Genomic DNA, 25,255 nt, shown 5'->3' on the forward strand with positions numbered 1-25,255 from the left:
GTCGCGGGGTCAAGGCGTCCGACGACGCCTTGACGACCCTAGCCCGCCGCCGCGATCAGTTCGCGCGTGTAATCCGTCTGCGCGTTCTCGAACAGGTCGCGGGCGCTTCCCATCTCGATCACGTCACCGTTGCGCATGACCAGCACCTGATGCGACATGGCGCGCACCACCTTCAGGTCATGCGAGATGAACAGGTAGGCCAGCCCGTACTTGCGCTGGAGATTGCGCAATAGCTCGACGATCTGCACCTGCACCGTCATGTCCAGCGCGCTGGTCGGCTCGTCCAGCACCAGCAGTTTCGGGCGCAGGACCATGGCGCGGGCAATGGCGATCCGCTGGCGCTGACCGCCCGAGAATTCGTGCGGATAGCGGTCCATCGCCGCCGGATCTAGGCCCACCTCGGTCATCACCTCGGCCACCAGTTCCCGCGGGGCGCGGTGCGGGTCCACCTTGTGGATCGCCAGGCCCTCGGCGATGATCTGCTGGCAGGTCATCCGCGGGCTGAGCGATCCGAACGGATCCTGGAACACGATCTGCATGTCCTTGCGAAGCCGCCGCAATTCGCGCGTGGACCAGCGCCGCACGTTCTGCCCGCGGAAGGTGATGCCGCCTTCGGACGAGATCAGCCGCATCAACGCCAGTGCCAGCGTGGTCTTGCCCGATCCGCTTTCGCCGACGATGCCCAGCGTCTCGCCCGCGCGCACCGAGATCGTGGCGTCGTTCACCGCCTTGACGTGACCGACGGTCCGCTTGAGAAAACCGCGCTGGATCGGAAACCAGACCTTCAGATGATCGGTCCGCGCGATCTCTTCGGCGCCTTTCGCCACCGGATCGGGCGAGCCGGATGGTTCGGCCGCCAGCAGCTTCTTGGTGTAGGGATGCTGCGGGTTGCCGAAGATCTCGGCGGTGGCGCCGGTCTCGACGATCTCGCCATCCTTCATCACGCAGACCCGGTCTGCGATCCGGCGCACGATGCCCAGATCGTGGGTGATGAACAGCATCCCCATGTTCTCGGACTTCTGCAGCTCGACCAGCAGTTCGAGGATCTGCGCCTGAATGGTCACGTCCAGCGCGGTCGTCGGCTCGTCCGCGATCAGGATGTCGGGCTTGTTCGCCAGCGCCATCGCGATCATCACCCGCTGCCGCTGCCCGCCGGACAGCTGGTGCGGGTAGCTGTCCAGCCGTTCTTCGGGATCGCGGAGCCCAACCTTGTTCAGCAGCTCCAGAATGCGGGCCCGCGCCGCGTCGCCGGTCAGTCCCTGGTGCAGCGCCAGCGACTCGGCCATCTGCTTCTGGATCGTGTGCAGCGGGTTGAGCGAGGTCATCGGCTCCTGGAAGATGAAGCTGATGTCGTTGCCGCGCACATCCATCAGCCGCTGCTCGGTCGCGCCGATCATCTCCTGCCCGTCATAGACGACCGAGCCTTCGACGGTGGCGCTTTCGCCCAGCAGCGATACGGTGGACAACGCCGTGACCGACTTGCCCGACCCGGATTCGCCTACTAGCGCCACTGTCTCGCCCCGGTCCACGGAAAAGGACACGCCCCGGACCGCCTGCGTCACCTGCCCGTCCTGGCGGAACGACACCTTCAGGTTTTTCACGTCGAGCAGGCTCATGAGAAAGTCTTTCTCGGGTCGAACGCGTCGCGGACGCCTTCGAAGATGAAGACCAGCAGCGACAACATGATTGCGAAGGTGAAGAAGGCGGTGAACGCCAGCCACGGCGCCTGCAGGTTCTGCTTCGCCTGCAGGGTCAACTCGCCCAGCGACGGGGCCGAGGACGGCAGGCCGAAGCCGAGGAAGTCCAGCGAAGCCAGCCCGCCGATGGTTCCGGTGACGATGAAGGGCAGAAAGGTCAGCGTCGCCACCATCGCGTTGGGCAGCATGTGGCGGAACATGATGGTCATGTTGCCGACGCCCAGCGCCTTGGCCGCGCGCACGTATTCGAGGTTCCGCGCCCGCAGGAACTCTGCCCGGACCACTCCGACGAGGCCGGTCCATGAGAACAGGATCATCAGCGCCACCAAGAGCCAGAAACTTCGCCCCAGGATGGCGAACATGATGATGATGACGTAAAGCGACGGGGTCGCCGACCAGATCTCGATGATCCGCTGAAACACCAGATCAAGCCAGCCGCCAAAGAACCCCTGGATGGCGCCTGCGAAAATGCCGATCAGGCTGGCGATGCCGGTGACGATCAGCGTGAACAGGATCGACAGGCGGAAGCCGTAGATCACCCGCGCCAGCACGTCGCGCTTGGTGTCGTCGGTGCCCAGCAGGTTCTGGGCGTTGGGCGGCAGCGGCGCAGCGCCCGGACGATCGACGGTGGTGTTGAAGGAATAGGGGATCAGCGGCCAGAGCGCCCAGCCCTTTTCATATCCCTCCGCCTCGAAGGTGCCGGTGTCGATCTGGTCGATGATACCTTCGGGATCGTCGAAGCACTCTTCCAGCCCGCCCGAGGCGATCAGGCATTGCACTTCGGGGTCTCGATAGATGGCCTCGGTCTGGAAATCGCCGCCGAAGGCCGTTTCGGGGTAGAAGTTGAAGATCGGGGTGAAATATTCGCCCCTGTAGTTGACGAGGATCGGTTTGTCGTTGGCGATGAACTCGGCAAAGAGCGAGGCGCCGAACAGCACCGAAAAGATGATCAGCGACCAGAAGGCGCGGCCGTTGCGGCGGAAGTTGCGCCAGCGGCGCTGGTTGAGCGGTGACAGCGCCATTTACCCCTCCCGGCTTTCGAAATCGATGCGCGGGTCGACCAGCACGTACATCAGGTCGCTGAGGATGCCGACGACCAGGCTCATCAGGCCGAAGATGAAGAGGGTGCCGAAAATCACCGGGTAATCGCGCGCCACGGCGGCCTCGAAGCCCAGCCGCCCCAGGCCGTCCAGCGAAAATATCGTCTCGATGATGATCGAGCCCGAAAAGAACACGCCGATGAACACCGCCGGGAAGCCGGCGATCACGATCAGCATCGCGTTGCGGAACACATGGCCGTACAGCACCCTGCTTTCGCTCAGCCCCTTGGCGCGGGCCGTCATCACGTAGTGTTTCTTGATCTCGTCCAGGAACGAGTTCTTGGTCAGCAGCGTCAGCGTCGCGAAGGCGGAAATGGTCGAGGCGACGACCGGCAGGGTGATGTGCCAGAAATAGTCCAGCACCTTGCCCACCAGGCTGAGTTGATCCCAGTTGTCCGAAGTCAGGCCGCGCAACGGAAAGATCTGCCAGTAGGAGCCGCCCGCGAACAGCACCAGCAGCAGGATCGCGAACAGGAAGCCGGGGATCGCGTAGGCCACGATGATCGTGCCGCTGGTCCAGGTGTCGAAGGTCGAGCCGTCCTTGACCGCCTTGCGGATGCCCAGCGGAATCGAGACCAAATAGGCGATCAGGGTGGACCAGAGCCCGAGCGAGATCGACACCGGCATCTTTTCGAGCACCAGGTCGATCACGCTGATCGAGCGGAAATAGCTCTGCCCGAAATCCAGCGTCAGGTAGTTGCCCATCATGGTCAGGAACCGTTCCAGCGGCGGCTTGTCGAAACCGAACTCGCGCTCGAGCTCCTCGATGAACTCGGGCGGCAGGCCACGCGCGCCGACGTAGCGCTCGTTCGCGCCGCCGGTCTGGCGTTCGATGTCGCCACCGCCGCCGGCGATGCCCTCGAACACGTCACCGCCGCCTTCCATCTGGGCGATGATCTGCTCGACCGGACCGCCGGGTACGAACTGCACCAGCGTGAAATTGATGATCATGATCCCCAAGAGCGTGGGGATCACCAGCAGCAGGCGTCGTAGAATATAGGCTCCCATGTGGGCGGCTTACCTCAACGCGCCCGAGGCTTTCAATGCCGCTTCCTTGTCGGCGTTGATCCACCACAGGTCCTCGACGCCCAGCGCATAGGGCGGCAGGTTCTCGGGGTATTCGTACATGTCCCAATAGGCGACCCAGTACTTGCCCAGATACCAGGTCGGAACCATGAACCGCTTGGCCCGCAGAACCCGGTCCAGCGCACGCACGTTGGCCTGCAGTTCCTCGCCTTCCTTCGCCGCCACGATGTTGTCGATCAGCGGCTCGATGTCCGGACCGTGCACGCCCGCGGGGTTGAACACCGAATAGGACGCGGCTTCGGATCCGAACTGCTGGTAGAGACCGGTCGAAGGCTGCAGCGACATGTTGTAGCCGGCCACCATCATGTCGAAATCGCGGTCGCGGCGGCGCAGGGTGAATTGAGCGTCGTCCACGCGGTTGTAGATCGCGTCGATCCCCATGGCGCGCAGGTTGTCCACGAAGGGCTGGATGATCCGGTCCAGGGTCGGCTGGTCGGACAGGAACTCGATCCGCAGGACCTCGCCCTCGGCGTTGCGGCGGATGCCGTCGTCGCCGACGGTCCAGCCCGCCTCGTCCAGAAGCTTCATCGCCTTGCGCAGATTGCCCCTGTCGTTCTGGCGGCCGGCGCCGGATTCGTGGGCCCTGACCGGCTCTTCGGTCAGCACCGCCGGGTCCAGCGCCTCGCCGAGGCCTTGCAGCACCTCAAGCTCGCGCCCTTCGGGCAGGCCGGTCGCTTCGAGGGGGGTGCCTTCCCAGAAGGAATGGCGCTGCTGGAACAGGCCGTATTGCAGGCTTTCGTTGGTCCATTCGAAGTTGAAGGCCAGTTGCACTGCCTGCCGCACGCGGATGTCCTGGAACTGCGGGCGGTCGAGGTTCATCACGAAGCCGCTGGCGGGCGGCACGTCGCCGTCGATCAGTTCGGCCTTGACGATATGGCCCTTGGCGATCGCCGGGAAATCATAGGCCGTGGCCCAGCTTTTCGAGTTGTTCTCCTGCCGCAGGGTGAAAGTTCCGGCCTTGAACCCCTCCATCGCGGCGATCGAGTCGCTGAAATACTCGATGCGGATGGTGTCGTAGTTGTTGCGGCCCGCGTTGACGTTCACATGGTCGCCCCAATAGTCCGGGTTGCGCTTGTAGACGATCCGCCGGTTGATGTCGTAGCTGTCCAGAACGTAAGGCCCCGATCCGATGCCGGGGTCCAGCCGCGGCTTGTCGATGCGCCGGTTCTCGGGGTCCGCCTCGAACCATTTCTTCGAGAATACCGGGGTTCCGCCCACCTGCGTGATCAGGGCCCGCCGCGGGATGTCGGGCGCGAAATGGAACTTGACCCGGTGGGTATCCAGCACCTCGGCCTTGGGAATGCGTTTGCGCACCGCCTCGGCATAGGATTTCAGGCCCTGATCCAGCAGGATCTCGTGCGAGAATACGACGTCCTCGGCGGTCAACGGCGTGCCGTCGGAAAACCGCGCCTCGGGGCGCAGGTTGAAGATCACCCAATCCTGGCTTTCGGGATATTCCAGGCTTTCGGCCAGAAGGCCGTAATAGGATGCCGGCTCGTCATAGGACGGGTAGAGCAGGCTTTCGTAATGGTCCGACGACCGCGCCCCCGCCCGGCCCTGCCGCGTGAAGGGGTTGAAACTGTCGAACGTCCCCTGCGCCGCATAGGATAGTTCGCCGCCGCGCGGGGCGTCCGGGTTCACATAGTCGAAATGCGCGAAACCCTCGGGATATTTCAATTCGCCGAATTCCGAAAAACCATGGCTCTTGATGATCTTCTCTTCGGCGCGAAGCTGCGTTGCGGCCAGCGCCAGAACCAAGATTGCGCCCCAGAACAAGGTCGCCGCCCATGGCCTCGGATCCAGTGCGCGGGCGCGGGTTCGGGCGCGGGGCGGTCTCATATGCTCTTCCTCCGGGTCGGTATCGTTATTGATCTTGCTGCCGCTAGCTAAAGGTCCAGCCGCAGCAAGTGCAAGTTTAGATTATGTGAACGCGCCGTGAACGGGTCCCTGCAAACGATCTGGGCAGCGCAATATGCTATATTGTTCCGGGACTTTCAAAGTCGAGGCCTGTGCATGAAAAGCGATGTTTCCGAGGCCCGGATCACTCCGGCGGGTTTCCTGCGCGAGGAGTCCGCGTTGCTGATCGGCCTGGCAACCGTTGCCGCATTTCAGTTCGGCGGCGACGCCTGGCTGGTCGATCTTGCCGATCCGATCGTCGGTGCGCTTTTGTTCCTCTGGCTGTTCGGGGCCGTTCTCTGGGCCTCTTTCGGCGTCGTGCGCCATGCCGACACCCTGGCCGAACTTCTCGGGGAACCGTACGGAACTCTCATCCTGACGGTCTCGGTGATCGGCATCGAAGTGTCGCTGATCGTGGCGGTGATGCTTTCGGGAGATTCCGCGCCGACCCTGGCCCGCGACACGATGTTCGCGGTGCTCATGATCGTGCTGAACGGGCTCGTCGGCGCGGCGCTGCTGTTCGGCGGCTTGCGGCATTCGACGCAGGACTACAACCTTGAAGGCGCGCGGGCGTTCCTGGCCGTCCTGTTTCCTCTGGCCACGCTCGCACTCGTCCTGCCGCGCTTCACGGTATCGACGCCCGATCCAACCTATGCACCTCTGCAGGCCGCCTTTTTTGCCATTTCCACCACCCTGATGTACCTGGTCTTCCTTGGCATTCAGACGATCCGGCATCGGGCGTTCTTCGAGCAGCCGGCGCGTCCGGACGACAACCCGGGCCGCGTCGCGGAGCACTCGGTCGACCACGGCTCCCACCGGCCGATCCGATCGGGCCCGTATCACGCGATCCTGCTGATCCTGACCCTGCTGCCGATCATCCTGCTGTCCAAACGCGTGGCGAAACTGGTCAATTTCGGCATTGTCGGCATCGGCGCTCCGGCGGCGCTCGGCGGTGTGCTGATCGCGCTCTTGATCCTGACGCCCGAAAGCATGGCCGCCGTAAAAGCCGCCCGAGCGAATAGGCTGCAAAGGTCGGTGAACCTTCTGCTCGGCTCCGCTCTGGCTTCCATAGGCATGACCGTGCCGGCGGTTCTGGCCATCGGTCTGATCATCGACGAACCGGTTCCGCTGGGGCTGGACGATGCGTCGATCGTGATGTTGTTCCTGACGCTGTTCACCAGCGCGATGACCTTTGGCGGCACCCGGACCAGCGTGCTGCAGGGCGCGGTCCACCTGGTGCTGTTCCTGGTCTACGTCATACTGATCTTCAATCCCTGAGCGCCGCGTTCCTCGCGCCCGGAATCAGGAAAGCCGCTGCATGGCGCAGCGGCTTTCGCAAGGTTTCGGCTCTGGACAGGCTCAGTTGTCGAGGCTGTCCAGATAGGCGATCAGGTTGACCCGGTCGGAGGCCTTCTTGAGGCCGGCAAAGCTCATCGAAGTGCCAGGCACGTCCGCGCTCGGCTTTTCGAGGAAGGCGTCCAGCGCCTCGGGCGTCCAATCGCCGCCCTTTTCCTGCATCGCGGCCGAGTAGCCGAAACCGGACGCCGAAGCGATCGGACGGCCAACCACGCCGTACAGATACGGGCCGGTGCCGTTCGCGCCGTCTTCCAGCTTGTGGCAGGCGGCGCATTTCTTGAAGACGTTGGCGCCCTTGTCGACGTCGGCCTGCGCCATCATCTCTTCAAAGCTCACCTCGGGCTCGTCCGAAGCTTCGCGGTCCGATTCTTCAACCTCGACGATGTACGAGGCTTCGCCATGCGCGCCCACATGGAAAAGTACGTCGGCCGCCCACTTGGCCAGAAGGAATGCCAGGAAGGCGCCAAACAGGCCGGCAGCGGCCTTGGTAACTGTCATCGTGTCGAACATTGATCGCGAGTCCATTTCAGCTGTCTGCGCGGGTGTCTAAGGCTTCCCCTTGCAAGAGGCAAGGTATAGACACCGCGACGAAACGCCCAAATCGAGAACTTGTTGCACGGATACGACCCCATGACAAACCGCATCGCCTTTCAGGGAGAGCCCGGCGCCTACAGTCACGAAGCCTGCCGCAACGCAAGGCCGGACATGGAGGCCCTGCCCTGCCGCACTTTCGAGGACGTGATCGAGGCGGTGCGTTCGCACGAAGCCGACCTGGCGATGCTGCCGGTCGAGAACTCCACCTATGGCCGGGTGGCGGACATCCACCGGTTGCTGCCGCACAGCGGGCTGCACATCGTCGAAGAAGCGTTCGTGCGCGTTCACATCAACCTTCTGGCGGTGCCCGGCGCCAGGCTGGAGGACATCTCCGAGGCGCATTCGCACCTGGTTCTTCTGCCCCAGTGCGAAGGCTTCCTGCGCAAGCACGGCATTCGCGGGCGGGTCAGCCCGGACAACGCCCGCGCCGCGCGCGAGGTTTCCGAGCGCGGAGAAAAGAGCCACGCCGCCCTGGCCAGCGAGCTTGCGGGCGAGATCTACGGGTTGAACGTGCTGGCGCGGCACATCGAAGACAGGGGGGACAACACCACCCGTTTTCTGGTCATGTCCCGCGAATTCGACGAATCACGCCGGGGCGAACACGGCATGATCACCAGTTTCGTCTTCCAGGTCCGAAACATTCCGGCCGCGCTCTACAAGGCGATGGGCGGTTTCGCGACCAATGGCGTCAACATGACCAAGCTCGAAAGCTACATGCTCGACGGGTCGTTCACCGCGACCCAGTTCTATGCCGACATCGTCGGCCATCCCGAGGACGAGAACGTGCAGTTGGCGATGGACGAGCTGGAGCATTTCACGACCAACGTGGAGATCCTCGGCGTCTACCCGGCGGCCCGCCCGCGCGGCTGACGCTTCAGACCAGGCCGGCATAGCGCGCTTCGAGCGTGCCGGAGAACTTCTCGAGCTTGTTGTGGAACTGGCGACGCAACCGCGCCTTGCCAAGCTTCAGCGACTGCAGCAGCAGCCGCGCCGGCAAGGTTCTTGCCGAAAGGGACATCTCGACGATCAGCCGCGTCCGCCGCGGCGACAGCGCCAGAAGCTCGACGATCGTCTCGCCGTTCACGCCCTTGCCGGTCGCTTCGAACCGCATCATGTGCGGCGGCTCGAACTGCCGCAGAACGACCTGAACCGGGCGCGGCTTGCCGCGCACGACAAAGACCGTGTCCCAGATCAACCCTTCGCTCACCGGCGCGACCGGGCCGGTCCGGCGCACCTCGACCCCGCGCCGGATCGCAAAGCGCTCGAACCGGTCGTATTCCGACAACATGCCGAACACCGCGTCGATCGGCACTTCGATGTCCTGTTTTCCCGATAGCTGCATTCTTCCCCCGGGGGTTTGCGCCGTTGCCTCAGTTTCGTGTCAGTCCAGCGTATCCGCAAGCCAGTTGCGCAGCAGGAAATGCGCGATCGCTCCCTTGCGGGCCGGCATGAGCGTCGGGTGCTCGCCGGCAAAGGCCTGCATCATCTCGCTTTTTCCGACCCAGATCGCATCCTCGATCTCGGTCGGATCGATCCTGATGTCCTGCGACAACGCCTCGCCTTCGCAACCGAACATCAGCGATGCCGGGAAGGGCCAGGGCTGACTGGACAGATAGCGGACCCGCCCCACCGGCACGCCGGCCTCTTCCATCACCTCGCGGCGCACCGCGGCCTCGAGCGTTTCGCCCGGTTCGACGAAACCGGCCAGCAGCGAGTACATCCCGTCGGGCCAGCCGGGCGACCGTCCCATCAGCACCTGGTCGCCGTGGGTGATCAGCATGATGACGACGGGATCGGTGCGCGGGAAGTGATGACCGCCGCAGACCGGACAACTGCGCTGCCAGCCGGCTTGGGAGATCACGCTCCGTTCGCCGCATCGGGCGCAGAACTTGTGCGTTTCGTGCCAGCCGATGATCGCCTTGGCCGTGGCCGCAAGCTCGGCGTCGCGGGCGCCGAGACGCGTCATGACGCGTCGAAGTTCGGCAAAGACATGGCCTTCGGGCAGGTCGGGATGCTGTTGTTCGGTCCGGTCCACGAAGGCGCCGACGCCAGACAGATCGAGCCCTTCGGCATCCCAGGACGAAACATCGAAGGCAAAGCGCGGCGCGTTTTCGGCATCGACGCCCAGAAAGATCGGCTCAAGTATCACGCCGCCCGGGCCGTTCCGCACCAGGGAATGATCCATCCGCACCAAGGACAACCGGTCGAGCCTGTCGCCCTGCACCAGGATCTTGCCGCGCCACAAGAGCACGCAGGCGGCGTTCGGGTGCGCCGTGGCCTCGGCCAACAGCGCGGCATCGCCGCGGACATGCGCCGCACGATCCATCCCGGATCCGCCGAAAGTGACCTGTTCCGCGCGTTTCATGCCTGTCCCTTGTCCCGCCCGGTCACAGGGCTGCCACGGCTGGCGGCGCTGCGCAATGCCCAAGTGACGCGGTGCCCCGAAACCCTTTACGGGCGCGCGATGCCGCCGGGCGCGGACAAGGGCGGAGTCCTGCGGGTCCGGCTGACGCTCAGACGGGTTGTCATTCGCTCGGACGTTGCTTATATCGGCGGTCGAGAGGTTGGCGCGGGCGAGCGCCTCGCCAACCTGGTCAGGTCCGGAAGGAAGCAGCCACAACGAGTCCCGCTTGGGTCGATGTCCAACCTCTCACTTTCAATCCCCGAAATCGCGGCGTGACCGGCGCGGCCCCTTGGCCGGGCGCCGAACTATTCTCCGATCAGCGCAGGCCAGACAGCCGCGTTCCGCCGCGTAAAGGCTCCCAAGTGGCCCACCTGCCGCAGCCCGTATGCGGTCGGATCGATCTGGCGCCTGCTTGCGTCCGCGCCATAGACGTCGGCCAGTCGCCAGACGCATTTGGGCGGGATCACCTGGTCGTCGGCAAAGGCGATCATGTCCACCGGCGCGGCGGACCTGCCCCAATCCGGCTCCGGCAGGTTGATCCCGGCCTCGGGCAGATAGCTGTCGCGCGAGGTGCACCATTTGCGCCATTGCCAGTAGACCTGCGGCGGCAGGTCGGCGCCGAAACCCACCATCCGCCCCGGCAGGAACCCCATGACCCGGACAAGCAGCGGCACATGTCCGAACCAGAACATCCGCGCGAGCGCCTGATAAGGCCAGGGATGATCGCCGTGATGCACCAGCCCGGCGCAGACGCAGATCATCCGGTCGATCTCCTCGATACCCGGCTGCACGGGGCCCAGCATGCCGCCGACCGAATGGCCGATGACCCAGAGCGGCGCGCCCGGAAAGCGGCGCCGCATTTCCGCCCGCGCCGCCGGCATGTCGATCAACGCCCAATCCGCCATCGTGACGGGCGAATCCTTCAGGCGACCGGACAGAGAATGGCCGAAATCCCGATAGTCATAGGTCAGGCAGGCCATGCCGCGGTTTTCGGCCAGCCAGCGGGCGAAATGCGCGTAATAGTCCCGCGGCACTCCGGTCGCGCTGTTTAGGACGACGGCCACCGAAGGTTCGCCTTGCGGGCGGTAGAGGCGCGCGGACAGTTCCGCCGGTCCGGCCCGGAACCGGAAATCCTCGACCATCGCTGCGCCGGTTCCATCCAACATCGCGCTCTCCCACATAGCTAGACCAATCGGTCCACTCTCTTTCACTGGACCAACTGGTCCAGACCTGTCAATACTCGCCGCAAATGACCGAACGTCCGCTTCCGACCAAAGATCGCCTGATCCGAACCGCCGCCGAGCTGTTTCAACGCTCGGGCTATCACGGCGTGGGCCTGTCCCAGTTGCTGGCGGCGGCGGACGCGCCGAAAGGGTCGCTGTACCATCACTTTCCGAACGGCAAATCCGATCTGGCGCTCGCCGCCGCGACCTGGGCCTCGGACGGGATGCTGAGGCTCATCGCCGCCTCGTTCGAACCGGCGGGCAGCTTTGCGGAAGGGGTCGAGACCCTGTGCCGCAAGATCGCCAAGCTTTTCGACAAGTCCGGACGATGGGACACCTGCCCGATCTCCGCGACCCTGTTCGAAGGGCCGGACAACCTGAGCTTCCGTAGCCATGCCTATCACCTTTACGAAGGCTGGATCTCGGAAGTTGCGCATCATGCAAGACGTCTTGGCGTCACCGACCCCGCCGAGGCGGCCGACACCCTGTTCATCCTGCTGCAGGGCGGCTGGCACCTGGCGCGGGCCAGGCAAGATTCGGACGTGCTGCGATCGCTTCCGGGTCGAATGCGGATTTCCGGCGCGCCTTAGCGTCAAAGCCGCTCGGCGCTGAACGTGTCGCAGTCCGCAAGGCTGCCGCTGTCGTAGCCGCGCTCGAACCAGGCCGACCGCTGCGCCGAAGTGCCGTGGGTGAAGGTGTGCGGGCGCGGGATCTGCCCTGCCTGCCGCTGCAGCCGGTCGTCCCCGATCATCCGGGCCGCATTCAGCGCCTCTTCCAGATCGCCGCGCTCCATCAGCCCCTGCACCGATCGGGCCCAGACACCGGACAGGCAATCCGCCTGCAACTCCAGGCGGACGGTCAGGGCGTTGGCCTGAACCTGCGACACGCGCTGCCGCAGATCATTCACCTGACCGAGTATGCCCAGTTCGTTCTGGACATGATGCGCGACCTCGTGCGCGATCACATAGGCCGCCGCGAAGTCGCCGCCGGCCCCAAGCCGGCGCGACAAGGTCGCGAAGAAATCCGTGTCCAGGTAGGCTTTTCTGTCGACCGGGCAGTAGAACGGGCCGGTTGCGCCGGATGCCCCGCCGCAAGGGCTTTGGGTGACGCGGGAAAACAGCACCAGCGTCGGGGGCGTGTAGCTCCGCCCCAACTGGTCTTCGAAGATGGCGGACCAGACGTCTTCGGTCGTCGCCAGAACGCGGGACGAGAACTCGGCCGCCTGCTGGTCCGCCTCGGAGATCTGCGCGGACGATTCGACCCCGCCGCCGGGGTCTTCCAGCAGCTGGGACATGTCGACGCCGAACACCGCGCCGATGATCAGCAGCAGCAAAAGCCCGCCCACACCGATGCCGCCCGCCCCGGCCGCCACGCGCCGCCTGCCCCGCCGGTCTTCGACGTTTCGGCTGCCGCGGACTCCACGCAATCTCATCTCTGGCCTCCTGACTGAAACCACCCGACCCTGCCAATGATACCATCAGATCAGAGCAGACCAAAACCGCCCGCCCGCAACCGGAATCGGCTTGACCGGTCCAGGACCCCCGGATAGCCATTGGGTGATGGTTCCTGCCGCGCCAGCGGCTTGGATGAAAAGGGAACACGGTGCGGTCCTTCGGGACCAAGGCCGCGACTGCCCCCGCAACTGTAGGCGGAGAGCGATGCCGGAATGCCACTGGTCGAAAGGCCGGGAAGGTCGGCAAAGCAGCGACCCGCAAGTCAGGAGACCTGCCATCGGAACTGAAACTCGTACTCGGGCGGGGTGTCCGGGCGGGGCGCGGCGGCGGCCAGCCGTCCTTCCCGACCTTCCCCCGCCGCACCAAGCGCGGAGGGCGCATCATGATCTGGAAGACCGACACCCATCTTTTCTCGGCAACCCTGTGCCAGCAGACCGGAGAGCCCTGCCCGGCCCTTGCCCGCATGGCGGAGAAACTGGCCGGGGCGATGACCACCGCTGCCCCGATGACCGCCGAGGATTTCAAGGTCGAAGGCACTTGCACGCTGGAACACTGCCCATCCGGCTGCGCAGCCCGCTTTGAGGCCGGGCATGGGCGCATCCGGGTGTTCTGCGGGGTCGATGCAGATGCCGACGGGGATCGGCTGAACCAATTCGCCGACATGCTGCTGCATCCGGAGGCCGGCTTCCTGCCCTCGGGCTGGTTGACCAGAATGCCCTGCGCCTTGCTGGAAGGAATCCCGATCGAGCAGCCGGCCAGAACGGCGGCACATCACGCGGCGCTCTGACGCCGCGCGGCCCTATTGCTGGCCCGGAGCGGGTTTTGCCTGCATCGCCCATTCCTTCTGCGCATCGGTCTCGACCGCGCAGGGGCGCAGGACCCGCAGCCTCGCCAGGGCTTCGGCGGGGTTTTCGCCGCTTTCCACCATCAGGCGCAGCGCGGCCATGCCCGAACGGCCGCAGCCGCCCCGGCAATGGATCAGCACGCGGCCGCCGCCGGACAGGGCCTGCCGGGCCGAGGCGCTGACGGCGGGCCACTTGGCCTGAACCTCGCGCTGGGGGGCGTTGAAGTCCTCGATCGGCAGATGCGCCCACCTGCTGGCCCGGCCCTGGATGTCGGTGCCGAAATGGCGGGCGCCGTCCTGGATCATCTCGACCTCGGTCGTCATCGAGATCACCAGCCCCGGCTTCCAGTCGGCGATCGTCTTCAGGTCGGCGGAATAGTCGCCATTGCGCCCCGGCATCGCGCTGATGGCCAGCGTCCCGCCTCCGACCTGCAAGGCATAGATCACCAGTTGCGCCATGACCCGAACACTCCTGAAAACTGAACCGACAAGAACCGACCCTCCAACACGGACCAAAGTGTTTTATCCCGCCCGCCGCGCAATCCCAACGAAAAACGCGCCCGCCCGCTGTGGACGCGGGCAACGCGGGACACTACGCTGCGGATCCAAGACGAATCCGGCAGAGCAGAGATGACCGACACCGCACCCGCCCCCTATCAGGTCCTTGCCCGCAAATACCGCCCCGAAACCTTCGCCGACCTGGTCGGTCAGGACGCGATGGTGCGGACGCTGAAAAACGCGTTCGCGGCGGACCGGATCGCGCAGGCCTTCATCATGACCGGCATCCGCGGGACCGGCAAAACCACCACCGCGCGGATCATCGCCAAGGGCATGAACTGCATCGGCCCGGATGGCGCGGGCGGCCCGACGACCGACCCCTGCGGCAAGTGCGAGCATTGCGTGGCGATCATGGAAGGCCGACACGTGGACGTGATGGAGATGGACGCGGCCAGCCGCACGGGCGTCGGCGACATCCGCGAGATCATCGAGTCGGTGCGCTACCGCGCCGCCAGCGCGCGCTACAAGATCTACATCATCGACGAGGTTCACATGCTCTCGACCAGCGCCTTCAACGCGCTGCTCAAGACGCTCGAGGAACCGCCGGCGCATGTGAAGTTCATCTTCGCCACGACCGAGATCCGCAAGGTGCCCGTCACGGTGCTGTCCCGCTGCCAGCGTTTCGACCTGCGCCGGATCGAGCCCGAGGACATGATCGCGCTCTTGCGCAGGATCGCGACCGCCGAAGGCGCCCAGATCGCCGACGATGCGCTGGCGCTGATCACCCGCGCCGCCGAAGGCTCGGCGCGGGACGCGACCTCGCTGCTGGACCAGGCGATTTCCCACGGGGCGGGCGAGACGACCGCCGACCAGGTCCGCGCGATGCTGGGGCTGGCCGACCGGGGCCGGGTGCTGGACCTGATGGACATGATCCTGCGCGGCGACGCGGCGGGCGCGCTGACCGAACTGGGCGCGCAATATGCCGAAGGCGCCGACCCGCTGGCGGTGCTGCGCGACTTGGCCGAGATCACCCATTGGGTATCCGTCGTCAAGATCACGCCGAACGCGGCCGAGGACCCGACCGTCTCGCCGGACGAGCGCGCGCGCGGGCAGCAGATGGCCGAAGCCCTGCCGATGCGGGTTCTGACCCGGATGTGGCAGATGCTGCTAAAGGCGCTGGAAGAAGTGGCCGCCGCCCCGAACGCGATGATGGCCGCCGAGATGGCGGTGATCCGCCTGACCCATGTGGCCGATCTGCCCAGCCCCGAGGAATTGCTGCGCCGTCTGCAGGATGCTCCGCCGCCGCCGAACGGGCCGGGCGGCGGCATGGCCTTGCCCGGCTCTGCGGCGCCGGTGGCGCGGGCGGAAAACGTGGGCGCGCCCGCCTATGCCTCGGCCCCGCGCGGGAATGGCGGCGCGCCGACCGCGGCGCTGGCGCAGGATCTGCAGGCCGCGCTGGCCCGCTATCCGACCTTCGAGCACGTGGTCGAGCTGATCCGCGCCAATCGCGACGTGAAGCTGCTGGTCGAGGTCGAGACCGGCGTGCGGCTGGTCTCGTACCAACCCGGCCGGATCGAGTTCACCCCGTCCGAACAGGCGCCTTCGGACCTGGCGCAGCGCCTGGGAACGTCCCTGCAACGCTGGACCGGCAACCGTTGGGCCGTATCCGTCGTGTCGAACGGCGACGCCCCCACGATCGCCGAGATCCGCGACGCCGCCGACACGGCGCTCAGGGCCGAGGCCGAGTCGCACCCGCTGGTGCAGGCGGTTCTGGCGCAGTTTCCCAAGGCGCGGATCATCCGGATCGAGACGCCCGAACAACGCGCGTCGCAGGTCGAGACCGAAGCCCTGCCCGAGGTCGAGGACGAATGGGACCCGTTCGAGGAGGATTGAGCCGCGACCGGCGGCCGATCGCCCCTGCCCCCTTGTGCCAGATCGGCGCCCCCCGTATCTAGGCGTCAGACCGACATACAGGAGAAAACCAATGCTCAAAGGACTCGGCGGTCTCGGCGACATGGCCAAGATGATGAAATCCGCCCAGGAACTGCAGACCAGAATGGCCCAGGTGCAGGAAGAACTGCACACCATCATGGTCACAGGAGAATCCGGCGCCGGACTGGTCAAGGCCACCGCCTCGGCCAAGGGCGAACTCAAGGGCCTCGACATCGACCCCTCGATCTTCAACGGCGACGACAAGGAAGTGGTCGAGGATCTGATCCTGGCGGCGATCAAGGACGCCCAGGCCAAGGCGGCCGAGCGGGCGCAGGCGGAAATGACCAAGCTGACCGAAAGCATGGGTCTGCCGAAGGACATCAAGCTGCCCTTCTGATCCGGGCGCCTGCCCAATCATTGGCCGGGCGCGTCTGCGGCCCGGTCCCATCACGGAAGGCCGCAGGTGAGTTCAAACCGTGACATCGACAACCTGATCGAGTTGATGGCCAAGCTGCCGGGGCTTGGCCCGCGTTCGGCGCGGCGGGCGGTCCTGCACCTGATCCGGAAACGCGCCCTGCTGCTGACGCCGCTTGCGGATGCCATGCTGCGGGTCGCGGAAACCGCCCGCGAATGCCTGAATTGCGGTAATGTCGGCACGTCCGACATCTGCGACATCTGCGAAAGCGAAGAGCGCGCCACCGGCGAGCTTTGCGTGGTCGAGGACGTGGCCGACCTTTGGGCGATGGAACGCGCCGGGGTCTTCAAGGGGCGTTATCACGTTCTGGGCGGCACGCTTTCGGCGCTGGACGGGGTCGGTCCGGATGAGCTGCGCATTCCGCGTCTGAAGGACCGGATTACCGCCGAGGGCATCACCGAGGTGATCCTGGCCTTGAACGCCACCGTCGACGGCCAGACCACCGCGCATTACATCGCCGATCAGCTGGAGGCCCAGGTGCGCCTGACCTCGCTGGCGCAAGGCGTGCCGATCGGCGGCGAACTGGACTATCTGGACGACGGAACCATCACCGCAGCGCTGAGGGCGCGGAAGGAACTCTAGCCGCGCAGACGCGTCAAAACGCTTTGGCGGCCGTCCGGCGGCGCTAATCGAAGACGCGTCGCAGCAGGTCGGTGTCCAGATAGGCGGTGATTTCCACGATCCGGCGGTTCCGCATCACCATGGCCCAGCAATAGGCCTGTTCGTACCTGACCCCTGTCTTCGACACGCCGCTGCTTTCGAACCGCAGAAACGCCTTGTCGCCTTCCATCGCAAGATCGACGAACCTGGTCCTGAGGCCGCCATCCAGACGATCCAGCAAAAGGCCGAAAGCCCGGTCTATCAGATCCTGTTTCGAGCGGTACACGCCGGACACTTGCGTCGTTCCGATGACCGTCCAATCCACATCATCGGCGATCAGATCGAAAAATGGCTTGCTGTCGCCGCTTTCCCAAGGCCGGAACGCCTCTCGGATCAATCGCTTGTTTTCGGAGACTGACAAGTGGTCACCTCGGACCGATTGTTCAATTTCATCTGCGGCAGAGCAATCCGAATGTTGGTCGAAAAACAGACCTGGCTCAAGCCTCATCCGCCGCTTCGCATGCTGACCGCATCCCATGGAACGCGTTCGGCAAGGGCGGTTTTCCCAGAAATTCTTTGGCCCCGCAGCGCTTTGCAGCTAGGAAGAAGGCAAGTGAACTTGCATCCTTACGGAGTTCTTGCCATGCCCCGCCTTCTGGCCTTCGCCTTTGCCGCCATCTCCGCGACCTCTGCCTGGTCGCAGGAACTGATCGACAAGGGCTTTGTCGAAGGCTGGAACATCATGATGGATCCGTCACTGGGCAATGGCTGCCTGATCCAGACGGTCTATCAGGATCTGTCGGTGGTGCGTCTGGGCTATGACGCGCTGGACGACCGGGGGTATTTCACCGTCTTCAACAAGGCCTGGGGCGATATCGAGCCGGGCAAGACCTATCCGATCCGGTTCGACCTGGACGGCAAGAGCTTTGATGCGACCGCCACCGGCTTCCGGCAGGACCGGGTGCCGGGCGCGACGGTGTTCTTCAGCGACCGCAGCTTCGTCAACGCCATCGCGCAGAACAGGACGATGACCGTCTACAACCCGGCCGGAGACCCCGTCATGGCGATCGACCTCAAGGGAACCGCCAAGGCGCTGGACTATGCCCGCGACTGCCAGAAGCGGCAGGGCTGACCGCGTCTAGCGAATCGGATCCAGCCGCGCATCGGTGGCGCGGCAATCGCGGATCACGTCCGCTCCGCAGGGCACCGGTTGCAGATCGCGCGACAGGCACAGGCGGACCTCCTCGATATAGCCGTCTCGGCAGGTGACGGTGATCATGTCGGGTTCCAGCCCCGGGTTGGCCTGCAGAAACGCTTCCTCCACCACGGCGGCGGGCAGCGTAACCGCGGTTTCGAGCCTGCGGAACACGTCCGGTCGTTGCACGGCGTCATAGGCCCGCCGGGACAGCGCGAAATAGTCCTGCGCGCTCAGCCCCGAGCAGGTTCCGTGCTTTTTCCACTGATGCCAGGCCAGGCCGGAACTGGCCTGAATGTCCTCCATTTCCCGTGTCATGCCGCGGCTGGGCGGCGCCTCGGGCGTGGGGCAATAGGACGGCCAGCCGCGATGATGCTGCGGCCACAGCCCGTGCAGGATCCAGCCGTGGTCGTGACGCGCGTCGCATTGATCCGCCTGGCGCGCGTCGCCTTCGATCGCGCACCAGGTCGGCGACCAGCTGAGCGACAGCACGAAGTAGTCGAACTCGCCCGCCTTGCCGCCGCCGGCAAGGCCCGGAACCGCAGTCAGAAGCCACAAGACAGCCCAGCGCATTCGCCTCTTTCCTTCTTTGCCTTGCGCGACTATATACAGCCCGAGTTCCCCGACAACGGAAACCCGCCCCGATCCCCCGGGGCAGCCGAATTCCGGCGACGGGAAAGATGTATTCAAAGGAGACGGGCTCATGGCAAAACCCCTCATGGCCAAGGCGACCGCCGTGTGGCTGGTGGACAACACCACGATCAGCTTCAAGCAGATCGCGGATTTCGTGGGCATGCACGAGCTGGAAGTGCAGGGCATCGCCGACGGCGACGTGGCGACCGGCGTCAAGGGTTTCGACCCGATCGCCAACAACCAGCTGACCCAGGAAGAAATCGACAAGGCGGAAAACAATCCGCTGCACAAGCTGAAGCTCAAGTTCAACCCCGCTGCGGCCGGCGAGGAAAAACGCCGCGGCCCGCGTTACACGCCGCTCAGCAAGCGTCAGGACCGCCCGAACTCGATCCTGTGGCTGGTCAAGTTCCACCCCGAACTGACCGACGGCCAGATCGCCAAGCTGGTGGGCACCACCAAGCCGACCATCCAGTCGATCCGCGAGCGCACGCATTGGAACATTTCCAACATGCAGCCGATCGACCCGGTCGCGCTGGGGCTGTGCAAGCAATCCGAACTGGATGCCGCCGTGCAGAAGGCCGCCGCCAAGAAGGCCGCCGAAGGCGGCGTGATGAGCGACGACGAGCGGCGCAAGCTGGTCTCGACCGAACAGTCGCTGGAAATGGAGGCCGCGCCCAAGATCCCGACCGCGATCGAAGGGCTGGAAACCTTCTCGCTGTCTGGCAGCGATGAAGACGAGGACGACAAGAGCGACAAGTACGACGCGGACAGCTTCTTCAACCTGCCCAAGGGCGGCGACGAGGAAGAGGACGAAGACGAAGACCGCCGCTACTGATTGACACGCGGCCCCGGTCCGACCGGCCCGGGGCCATCCGACAACTGCAGGGCAACATGCTGGACATTCTGTCGAAACTGATCGGCCCGCACCGGGCCGTTTCCGTCTATGTTTTCTTGAGGACCAAAGGCCTCGCCGTGCTGGGCGTCCTGGTCATGGTGGCGATCCTTGCCGGATTGCTGCTCATGGGCGGCGACGACAAGCACGAGCACGCAGCCTTTCTGACCGTTCCCGTGCTGTCCGCGACGGCGATCAACGGCGACCTGTCCAACGGCGTGATCATTTCGGTCCGCCTGCCGGACGGGTCGGCGACCTCGATCACTTCTACCGAAGGTCCGGTCGCCACCACGGTCGGCACCACCGCCTGCGTCGAGAAACGCGTCTATGTCGACAGCGGCGAACCACGCTACAGGCTGAAACTGCCGAAGAATTGCGGCCAGGCCTGAGAACGAGGGTTGCGCCCATCCGACCCGGATCGAACCCGCCCGGCGACATGCCGGACGGGTTTCGCGTTCAGAGCATCTGGAACACCACGCCCGCGATCACGGCGCCGCTGAGGCCAAGGCCCAGATACACCGCAAAAACGCGCGGTTTCACCAGCGACCAGACCGCCGCCATGGCGGGGATCGAACTGACGGCGCCGGCGACCATGAAGGCCATCGCCGCGCCCGCGGTCATCCCCTGCTCCATCAGACCGGCCAGCAGCGGCGGCGCGACGTAGGAGTTCAGATAGGCGGGCATTCCGACCAAGGCCGCGGTAGCGATCGGAAGCACGCCTTCGCCGCCGACGACACCCGCGATCAGGTCCGCCGGGACATAGCTGACCAGCAGCGCCTCGAGCACATAGGCCAGCGCCAGCCATTTCAACAGGAAGACGCCGTTGTACAGGAATTCCGCGCGGAACCGCGCGCGGCGTTCCGGATCGGCCCAGAACCGCCAACGCGGCTTTTCCTGTTTCGTCGGCCCGCAGCCGCAGCAGCCGGCGGGCTTGTATTCCCGCAGCGGCTGGGCGAAGGCCCCGTGCCCCATCAGCGCCTTGACGATGAAGCCGCCGAAAAGGCCCAGCGCCACCGCAGCCACCGCCTTGCCGATCGCGAACGGCCAGCCCAGCGCGCCCGCGGTGATCAGCAGGGTCGGCGGGTCGATCAGCGGAGAACTGAGCCAGAAGGCCATGACCGCCGACAACGGGGCGCCCAGCGCCAGCAACCCGGCGATGAAGGGGATCACCTCGCACGAGCAGAACGGCGCCAGCCCTCCGAACAGCGCGGCCAGGACGATCATCCGGGTTTCGCGCCCCTCGAAGGCCCTGGCGACCATCACTTCGGCCCCGGTGGCCTTGAGATAGGACAGCAGGAGCACGGCGAACAGGATGTACTGGCCGGTATGCGCCAGTGCCTTCCCGGCGAAGATCACGACCGCCGTCCAGTTGCCCGGATCGAGGATCGCTACGGCGATCAGCAGCGCGGCAATCGCCGCCCAAGGCGTTTTCAGATAATCCGCCATGAGCCTGCGGGGCCGGTTCGGGCTCTGCGTCAGTTCAGCCATCGTTCGCCGCCTTTTTCACCGCATCGGCGCAGCATTCGCTCAGAATGAACTGCGCAAGGTTCCTGAGTTCATCGAAACGCGCCCGGTTGATGGTGCTGCGTCCGACCTTTTCCTGCTCGACGAGCCCTCCGGCCGCGAGGAACTTGAGGTGATGCGCCAGGGTCGACGGCGCGATGCCCGTCCTATCCCGGATCTCACCGACGGTCAGTCCGGAGTCCCCGGCGCGCACCAGCGTCTTGAGGACCCTGAGCCGCGCTTCGGACCCCATGGCCGAGAACCCGGCCGCTGCTGTTTCCCACATGTCCGACACCTTAAATAACTACATTTCTAGTTTTATGGTTTATTAATCCATGACGGTCAACCGGGAATCCGCGATCCGGCCCCTTGTCGCCTCATAGGTCCAGATTGTAACCAGCTTGAGTCCACCCTATGCTGCCGCAATGGGGATTTCAGTCGACACCTTCTTTCTCAAGCCCGACGGTCCGGGCACGCTGCAGGCGCAGATCCAGCAGATGATCGCCGAGGGGATCCTCTCGGGCCGCTTCCATGTCGGTGAAAAGCTGCCCTCGTCCCGCAAGCTTGCCGCGCATCTCGGGGTCAGCCGGATCACCGTGACGCTGGCCTACACCGAGCTTCTGGCCAACGATTACCTCACTGCGAAAGGGCGTTCCGGCTACTATGTCTCTGAAAACGCGCCGGTTCCGCCCACCTATTCGCCCATGCAGCGCGGCGAGGAGACCGTCGATTGGGACCGCGCCATCGCGCGCCGTTTCTGCGGTGGAGACACCCTGCCCAAGCCGCGAAACTGGCGCGATTTCCGCTATCCCTTCATCTACGGCCAAGCCGATCCGACACTGTTCGATCACGCCAACTGGCGGCTCTGCGCGGTGCGGGCGCTGGGGCAGAAGGACTTTGCCTCGCTGACGGCGGATTATGTCGACGAGGACGACCCGTTGCTGGTCGAGTTCATCGCGCGCCATACCCTGCCCCGGCGCGGCATCACCGCACGGCCCGAGGAAATCCTGATCACCCTGGGCGCGCAGAACGCCCTGTGGCTGGCGGCTCGTGTCCTGCTCAACCGCAGCCGGAAGGCCGCCATCGAGGATCCCTGCTACTATGCCCTTCGGGAACTGCTGGTGCGGTCGCAATGCCGGTTGGCGCCCTTGAGAGTCGACATGGACGGCCTGCCGCCGGACGCCATTCCCGACGATACCGACGTGATCTTCACGACGCCCAGCCATCAATGCCCCACGACCGCGACCATGCCGGTGAATCGCCGCCATGAACTGCTGCGGCGGGCGCGGGACATCGACGCGATGATCGTCGAGGACGATTACGAGTTCGAGATGGCCTTTCTCGGCGCGCCTTCGCCTGCGCTCAAGTCGCTCGATCGCGACGGCCGGGTCATCTATGTCGGCAGTTTTTCCAAGTCGCTGTTTCCGGGGCTGCGGCTTGGCTACATGGTCGGGTCCGAGCCCTTCATCCGCGAAGCGCGAGCGCTGCGGTCGCTGGTGCTGCGACACCCGCCGGGCCACATCCAGCGCACTGCCGCCTATTTCCTGTCGCTGGGCCACTACGACGCCCAGATCCGCCGCATGTCCAAGGCCCTGCTGGAACGCCGCAAGGCGATGGAGGCGGCCATCGCCAGGAACGGGCTGACCATCGCGGGCCGGGGGGTCTATGGCGGATCGTCTTACTGGATGAAAGCCCCCGAGCACGTGAACACGACGCAACTGGCCGGCACCCTGCGCGGCCAGAGTGTTCATGTCGAACCGGGCGAGCCGTTCTTTTTCGGCGCCGGCCGCCCGAGAAACTACTACCGGCTGGGCTATTCCTCGATCCCCACCGACCGCATCGCCGCCGGCCTCGAAATCGTCGCGACGGCGATCGATGCCGCATGACCCGGATTCTGGACATATTCCGCTGTCGGGTCTGGCCCTAACGCGCGAGGCGCCCTTCCGCCTAAACCTGATGCAAACCCCCGGAACCGCGGATCCGGTTTCCCTCATTCTGCCTGGAGTGCCCCCTCATGAAGATGACGACGGAAGAAGCCTTTGTAAAAACGCTGCAAATGCACGGAATCGAACATGCCTTCGGGATCATCGGCTCGGCGATGATGCCGATCTCGGACCTGTTTCCCAAGGCGGGGATCATGTTCTGGGACTGCGCGCATGAGGGCAGCGCCGGGATGATGGCCGACGGCTACACCCGCGCCACCGGAAAGATGTCGATGATGATCGCCCAGAACGGTCCCGGCATCACCAACTTCGTCACCGCGGTCAAGACCGCCTACTGGAACCACACGCCGCTTTTGCTGGTCACGCCTCAGGCCGCCAACAAGACCATCGGCCAGGGCGGGTTTCAGGAAGTCGAGCAGATGAAACTGTTCGAGGACATGGTCGCCTATCAGGAAGAGGTTCGCGATCCTTCGCGCGTGGCCGAAGTGCTGAACCGGGTGATCATGAACGCCAAGCGCGCCAGCGCCCCGGCGCAGATCAACATTCCGCGGGACATGTGGACCCAGGTGATCGACGTCGAACTGCCCGCCATCGTCGAGTTCGAGCGTCCCTCGGGCGGCGAAACCGCCGTTGCGCAAGCGGCCGAACTGCTGTCGAACGCCAAGAACCCGGTGATCCTGAACGGCGCCGGCGTCGTTCTGTCCAAGGGCGGCATCGAGGCGTCGAAGGCGCTGGCCGAACGGCTGGATGCGCCGGTCTGCGTGGGCTACCAGCACAACGACGCCTTCCCCGGCTCGCACCCGCTATTTGCCGGCCCGCTCGGCTACAACGGCTCGAAGGCGGCGATGGAGCTTATCAAGGAAGCCGACGTGGTGCTCTGCCTCGGCACCCGTCTGAACCCGTTCTCGACCCTGCCCGGATATGGCATGGAATACTGGCCAGCAGAGGCGAAGATCATCCAGGTCGACATCAACCCCGACCGGATCGGCCTGACCAAGAAGGTCACGGTGGGCATCGTCGGCGACGCGGCCAAGGTGGCCCAAGGCATCCTGAACCAGCTCGGCGACAGCGCCGGCGACGCGGGCCGCGCCGAACGCAAGGCGCTTATCGCGCAGAAAAAATCCGCCTGGGCGCAGCAGCTGAGTTCGATGGATCACGAGGACGACGATCCGGGCACCACCTGGAACCAGCGCGCCCGCGCCGACAAGCCGGACTGGATGAGCCCCCGCATGGCCTGGCGCGCGATCCAGGCGGCGCTGCCGAAAGAGGCGATCATTTCGTCCGACATCGGCAATAACTGCGCCATCGGCAACGCCTATCCGTCGTTCGAGGCGGGCCGCAAATACCTGGCCCCGGGCCTGTTCGGTCCTTGCGGCTACGGCCTGCCCGCCATCGTCGGCGCCAAGATCGGATGTCCCGACACACCGGTAGTCGGTTTTGCCGGTGATGGCGCCTTCGGCATCGCGGTGAACGAACTGACGGCGATCGGCCGCGAGGAATGGCCCGCGGTGACGCAGATCGTGTTCCGCAACTACCAGTGGGGCGCCGAGAAGCGGAACTCGACCCTGTGGTTCGACGACAACTTCGTCGGCACCGAACTGGACACCCAGGTCTCATACGCGGGCATCGCCAAGGCCTGCGGCCTGAAAGGCGTCGTCGCCCGCACGATGGAGGAACTGACTGCGGCGCTCGCACAGGCGATCGAGGATCAGAGGAACGGCATCACGACGCTGATCGAGGCCATGATCAATCAGGAGCTTGGCGAGCCCTTCCGCCGCGACGCCATGAAAAAGCCCGTCCATGTGGCCGGCATCGACAAGGCCGACATGAAACCGCAGACGGTGTGATGCGGACTTGGCGCGGCGCGTGTCACTGCGCCGCGCCCGTCCCGGTCGCCGCAATGGACAGGAACAGCTATGCCTGTGTCATC

General features: G+C 65.0%; 26 protein-coding genes, 1 other RNA gene and 1 riboswitch. Of the genes, 13 read left to right on the forward strand and 14 right to left on the reverse strand.

The features are described 5' to 3' along the window. Positions 1-38: 38 nt before the first annotated feature. The 4 genes from FGK63_RS11690 to FGK63_RS11705 are packed head-to-tail and all read right to left on the reverse strand — an operon-like array spanning position 39 to position 5,722. Complete coding sequence (locus FGK63_RS11690) at positions 39-1,616, reverse strand: ABC transporter ATP-binding protein (RefSeq protein ID WP_138842408.1); 1,578 nt, start codon at positions 1,614-1,616, stop codon at positions 39-41. Then, entirely contained in the window at positions 1,613-2,719 is a 1,107-nt protein-coding gene (locus tag FGK63_RS11695) for an ABC transporter permease (RefSeq protein ID WP_138842410.1), read from the reverse strand. The genes FGK63_RS11690 and FGK63_RS11695 overlap by 4 nt, the downstream gene beginning before the upstream one ends. Continuing rightward, the gene (locus FGK63_RS11700; RefSeq protein ID WP_138842412.1) at positions 2,720-3,805 is read right to left on the reverse strand and encodes a microcin C ABC transporter permease YejB; all 1,086 of its coding nucleotides are present in this window, start codon (positions 3,803-3,805) and stop codon (positions 2,720-2,722) included. It abuts the gene before it with no gap. A gap of 9 nt (positions 3,806-3,814) precedes the next feature. Then, complete coding sequence (locus FGK63_RS11705; protein ID WP_138842414.1) at positions 3,815-5,722, reverse strand: extracellular solute-binding protein; 1,908 nt, start codon at positions 5,720-5,722, stop codon at positions 3,815-3,817. Positions 5,723-5,896: 174 nt separating this feature from the next. Between FGK63_RS11705 and FGK63_RS11710 the strand changes: the two genes are divergently transcribed. After that, positions 5,897-7,057: a calcium:cation antiporter gene (locus FGK63_RS11710; protein ID WP_138842416.1), complete on the forward strand. Its 1,161-nt coding sequence runs from the start codon at positions 5,897-5,899 to the stop codon at positions 7,055-7,057. Between the two features lie 81 nt (positions 7,058-7,138). Here the strand turns inward: FGK63_RS11710 and FGK63_RS11715 are convergent, their stop codons facing one another. Further along, a complete protein-coding gene (locus tag FGK63_RS11715) occupies positions 7,139-7,645 on the reverse strand; it encodes a c-type cytochrome (RefSeq protein WP_138843331.1) in 507 nt (168 codons plus the stop codon). 120 nt (positions 7,646-7,765) lie between these two features. Here FGK63_RS11715 and FGK63_RS11720 point away from each other — a divergent pair, with 120 nt between their 5' ends. Next, the gene (locus FGK63_RS11720) at positions 7,766-8,599 is read left to right on the forward strand and encodes a prephenate dehydratase (RefSeq protein WP_138842418.1); all 834 of its coding nucleotides are present in this window, start codon (positions 7,766-7,768) and stop codon (positions 8,597-8,599) included. A gap of 4 nt (positions 8,600-8,603) precedes the next feature. On the opposite strand, the gene FGK63_RS11725 is transcribed toward FGK63_RS11720, so the two are convergent. Next, complete coding sequence (locus tag FGK63_RS11725) at positions 8,604-9,071, reverse strand: SRPBCC family protein (RefSeq protein WP_138842420.1); 468 nt, start codon at positions 9,069-9,071, stop codon at positions 8,604-8,606. A gap of 39 nt (positions 9,072-9,110) precedes the next feature. Further along, entirely contained in the window at positions 9,111-10,094 is a 984-nt protein-coding gene (nudC, locus tag FGK63_RS11730) for an NAD(+) diphosphatase (protein WP_138842422.1), read from the reverse strand. A gap of 192 nt (positions 10,095-10,286) precedes the next feature. On the opposite strand from nudC, the gene ffs reads away from it, so the two are divergent. Then, positions 10,287-10,385, forward strand: an RNA gene (gene ffs / locus FGK63_RS11735) — signal recognition particle sRNA small type. 53 nt (positions 10,386-10,438) lie between these two features. Here the strand turns inward: ffs and FGK63_RS11740 are convergent. Continuing rightward, the gene (locus tag FGK63_RS11740; protein ID WP_138842424.1) at positions 10,439-11,299 is read right to left on the reverse strand and encodes an alpha/beta hydrolase family protein; all 861 of its coding nucleotides are present in this window, start codon (positions 11,297-11,299) and stop codon (positions 10,439-10,441) included. 83 nt (positions 11,300-11,382) lie between these two features. On the opposite strand from FGK63_RS11740, the gene FGK63_RS11745 reads away from it, so the two are divergent. Next, entirely contained in the window at positions 11,383-11,946 is a 564-nt protein-coding gene (locus tag FGK63_RS11745; RefSeq protein ID WP_138842426.1) for a TetR/AcrR family transcriptional regulator, read from the forward strand. Positions 11,947-11,948: 2 nt separating this feature from the next. Here the strand turns inward: FGK63_RS11745 and ypfJ are convergent, their stop codons facing one another. Beyond that, positions 11,949-12,788 (reverse strand): KPN_02809 family neutral zinc metallopeptidase, encoded by an 840-nt coding sequence (gene ypfJ, locus FGK63_RS11750; RefSeq protein ID WP_138842428.1) that lies wholly within the window; start codon positions 12,786-12,788, stop codon positions 11,949-11,951. Positions 12,789-12,899: 111 nt separating this feature from the next. Then, positions 12,900-13,103: riboswitch (cobalamin riboswitch) on the forward strand. Positions 13,104-13,192: 89 nt separating this feature from the next. Here ypfJ and FGK63_RS11755 point away from each other — a divergent pair. Continuing rightward, complete coding sequence (locus FGK63_RS11755) at positions 13,193-13,597, forward strand: hypothetical protein (RefSeq protein WP_138842430.1); 405 nt, start codon at positions 13,193-13,195, stop codon at positions 13,595-13,597. Between the two features lie 12 nt (positions 13,598-13,609). On the opposite strand, the gene FGK63_RS11760 is transcribed toward FGK63_RS11755, so the two are convergent. Continuing rightward, complete coding sequence (locus tag FGK63_RS11760) at positions 13,610-14,113, reverse strand: protein-tyrosine phosphatase family protein (RefSeq protein WP_138842432.1); 504 nt, start codon at positions 14,111-14,113, stop codon at positions 13,610-13,612. Between the two features lie 171 nt (positions 14,114-14,284). On the opposite strand from FGK63_RS11760, the gene FGK63_RS11765 reads away from it, so the two are divergent. From FGK63_RS11765 to recR, 3 genes are all read left to right on the forward strand, one after another. Then, positions 14,285-16,045: a DNA polymerase III subunit gamma/tau gene (locus FGK63_RS11765; protein ID WP_138842434.1), complete on the forward strand. Its 1,761-nt coding sequence runs from the start codon at positions 14,285-14,287 to the stop codon at positions 16,043-16,045. 91 nt (positions 16,046-16,136) lie between these two features. Continuing rightward, positions 16,137-16,481, forward strand: coding sequence for a YbaB/EbfC family nucleoid-associated protein (locus FGK63_RS11770; RefSeq protein WP_138842436.1), 345 nt, complete (start codon positions 16,137-16,139; stop codon positions 16,479-16,481). A gap of 66 nt (positions 16,482-16,547) precedes the next feature. Further along, positions 16,548-17,141 (forward strand): recombination mediator RecR, encoded by a 594-nt coding sequence (gene recR / locus FGK63_RS11775; protein WP_138842438.1) that lies wholly within the window; start codon positions 16,548-16,550, stop codon positions 17,139-17,141. 43 nt (positions 17,142-17,184) lie between these two features. Here the strand turns inward: recR and FGK63_RS11780 are convergent, their stop codons facing one another. Then, positions 17,185-17,580, reverse strand: coding sequence for a nuclear transport factor 2 family protein (locus tag FGK63_RS11780; RefSeq protein ID WP_171052632.1), 396 nt, complete (start codon positions 17,578-17,580; stop codon positions 17,185-17,187). A 222-nt stretch (positions 17,581-17,802) separates the two neighbouring features. Here FGK63_RS11780 and FGK63_RS11785 point away from each other — a divergent pair, with 222 nt between their 5' ends. Continuing rightward, positions 17,803-18,291, forward strand: a complete 489-nt coding sequence (locus FGK63_RS11785; protein ID WP_138842441.1) for a hypothetical protein — start codon at positions 17,803-17,805, stop codon at positions 18,289-18,291. Between the two features lie 6 nt (positions 18,292-18,297). Here FGK63_RS11785 and FGK63_RS11790 read toward each other — a convergent pair whose 3' ends face one another. Then, positions 18,298-18,927: a ribonuclease T2 family protein gene (locus tag FGK63_RS11790; protein WP_138842443.1), complete on the reverse strand. Its 630-nt coding sequence runs from the start codon at positions 18,925-18,927 to the stop codon at positions 18,298-18,300. A gap of 130 nt (positions 18,928-19,057) precedes the next feature. Between FGK63_RS11790 and FGK63_RS11795 the strand changes: the two genes are divergently transcribed. Together FGK63_RS11795 and FGK63_RS11800 are read left to right on the forward strand one after the other, a co-directional pair. Next, positions 19,058-19,822 carry a DUF1013 domain-containing protein gene (locus FGK63_RS11795; protein ID WP_138842445.1) on the forward strand — a complete coding sequence of 255 codons (765 nt, stop codon included), beginning with the start codon at positions 19,058-19,060 and terminating at the stop codon, positions 19,820-19,822. A 56-nt stretch (positions 19,823-19,878) separates the two neighbouring features. Then, on the forward strand, positions 19,879-20,268 hold the full coding sequence (locus FGK63_RS11800; protein ID WP_138842447.1) for a hypothetical protein: 390 nt from the start codon (positions 19,879-19,881) through the stop codon (positions 20,266-20,268). 67 nt (positions 20,269-20,335) lie between these two features. Here FGK63_RS11800 and FGK63_RS11805 read toward each other — a convergent pair whose 3' ends face one another. Together FGK63_RS11805 and FGK63_RS11810 are read right to left on the reverse strand one after the other, a co-directional pair. Then, the gene (locus FGK63_RS11805; RefSeq protein ID WP_138842449.1) at positions 20,336-21,367 is read right to left on the reverse strand and encodes a permease; all 1,032 of its coding nucleotides are present in this window, start codon (positions 21,365-21,367) and stop codon (positions 20,336-20,338) included. Continuing rightward, positions 21,360-21,668 (reverse strand): ArsR/SmtB family transcription factor, encoded by a 309-nt coding sequence (locus tag FGK63_RS11810; RefSeq protein WP_138842451.1) that lies wholly within the window; start codon positions 21,666-21,668, stop codon positions 21,360-21,362. Before FGK63_RS11810 ends, FGK63_RS11805 begins: the two co-directional genes overlap by 8 nt. Positions 21,669-21,807: 139 nt before the next feature. Here FGK63_RS11810 and pdxR point away from each other — a divergent pair, with 139 nt between their 5' ends. Then, positions 21,808-23,268, forward strand: coding sequence for a MocR-like pyridoxine biosynthesis transcription factor PdxR (gene pdxR / locus FGK63_RS11815; RefSeq protein ID WP_138842453.1), 1,461 nt, complete (start codon positions 21,808-21,810; stop codon positions 23,266-23,268). 128 nt (positions 23,269-23,396) lie between these two features. Continuing rightward, entirely contained in the window at positions 23,397-25,172 is a 1,776-nt protein-coding gene (gene xsc / locus FGK63_RS11820) for a sulfoacetaldehyde acetyltransferase (protein ID WP_138842455.1), read from the forward strand. The last annotated feature ends 83 nt before the right edge of the window (positions 25,173-25,255 follow it).

The organism is Ruegeria sediminis, assembly GCF_005938215.1.
GTDB classification, from domain to species: domain Bacteria; phylum Pseudomonadota; class Alphaproteobacteria; order Rhodobacterales; family Rhodobacteraceae; genus Ruegeria; species Ruegeria sediminis.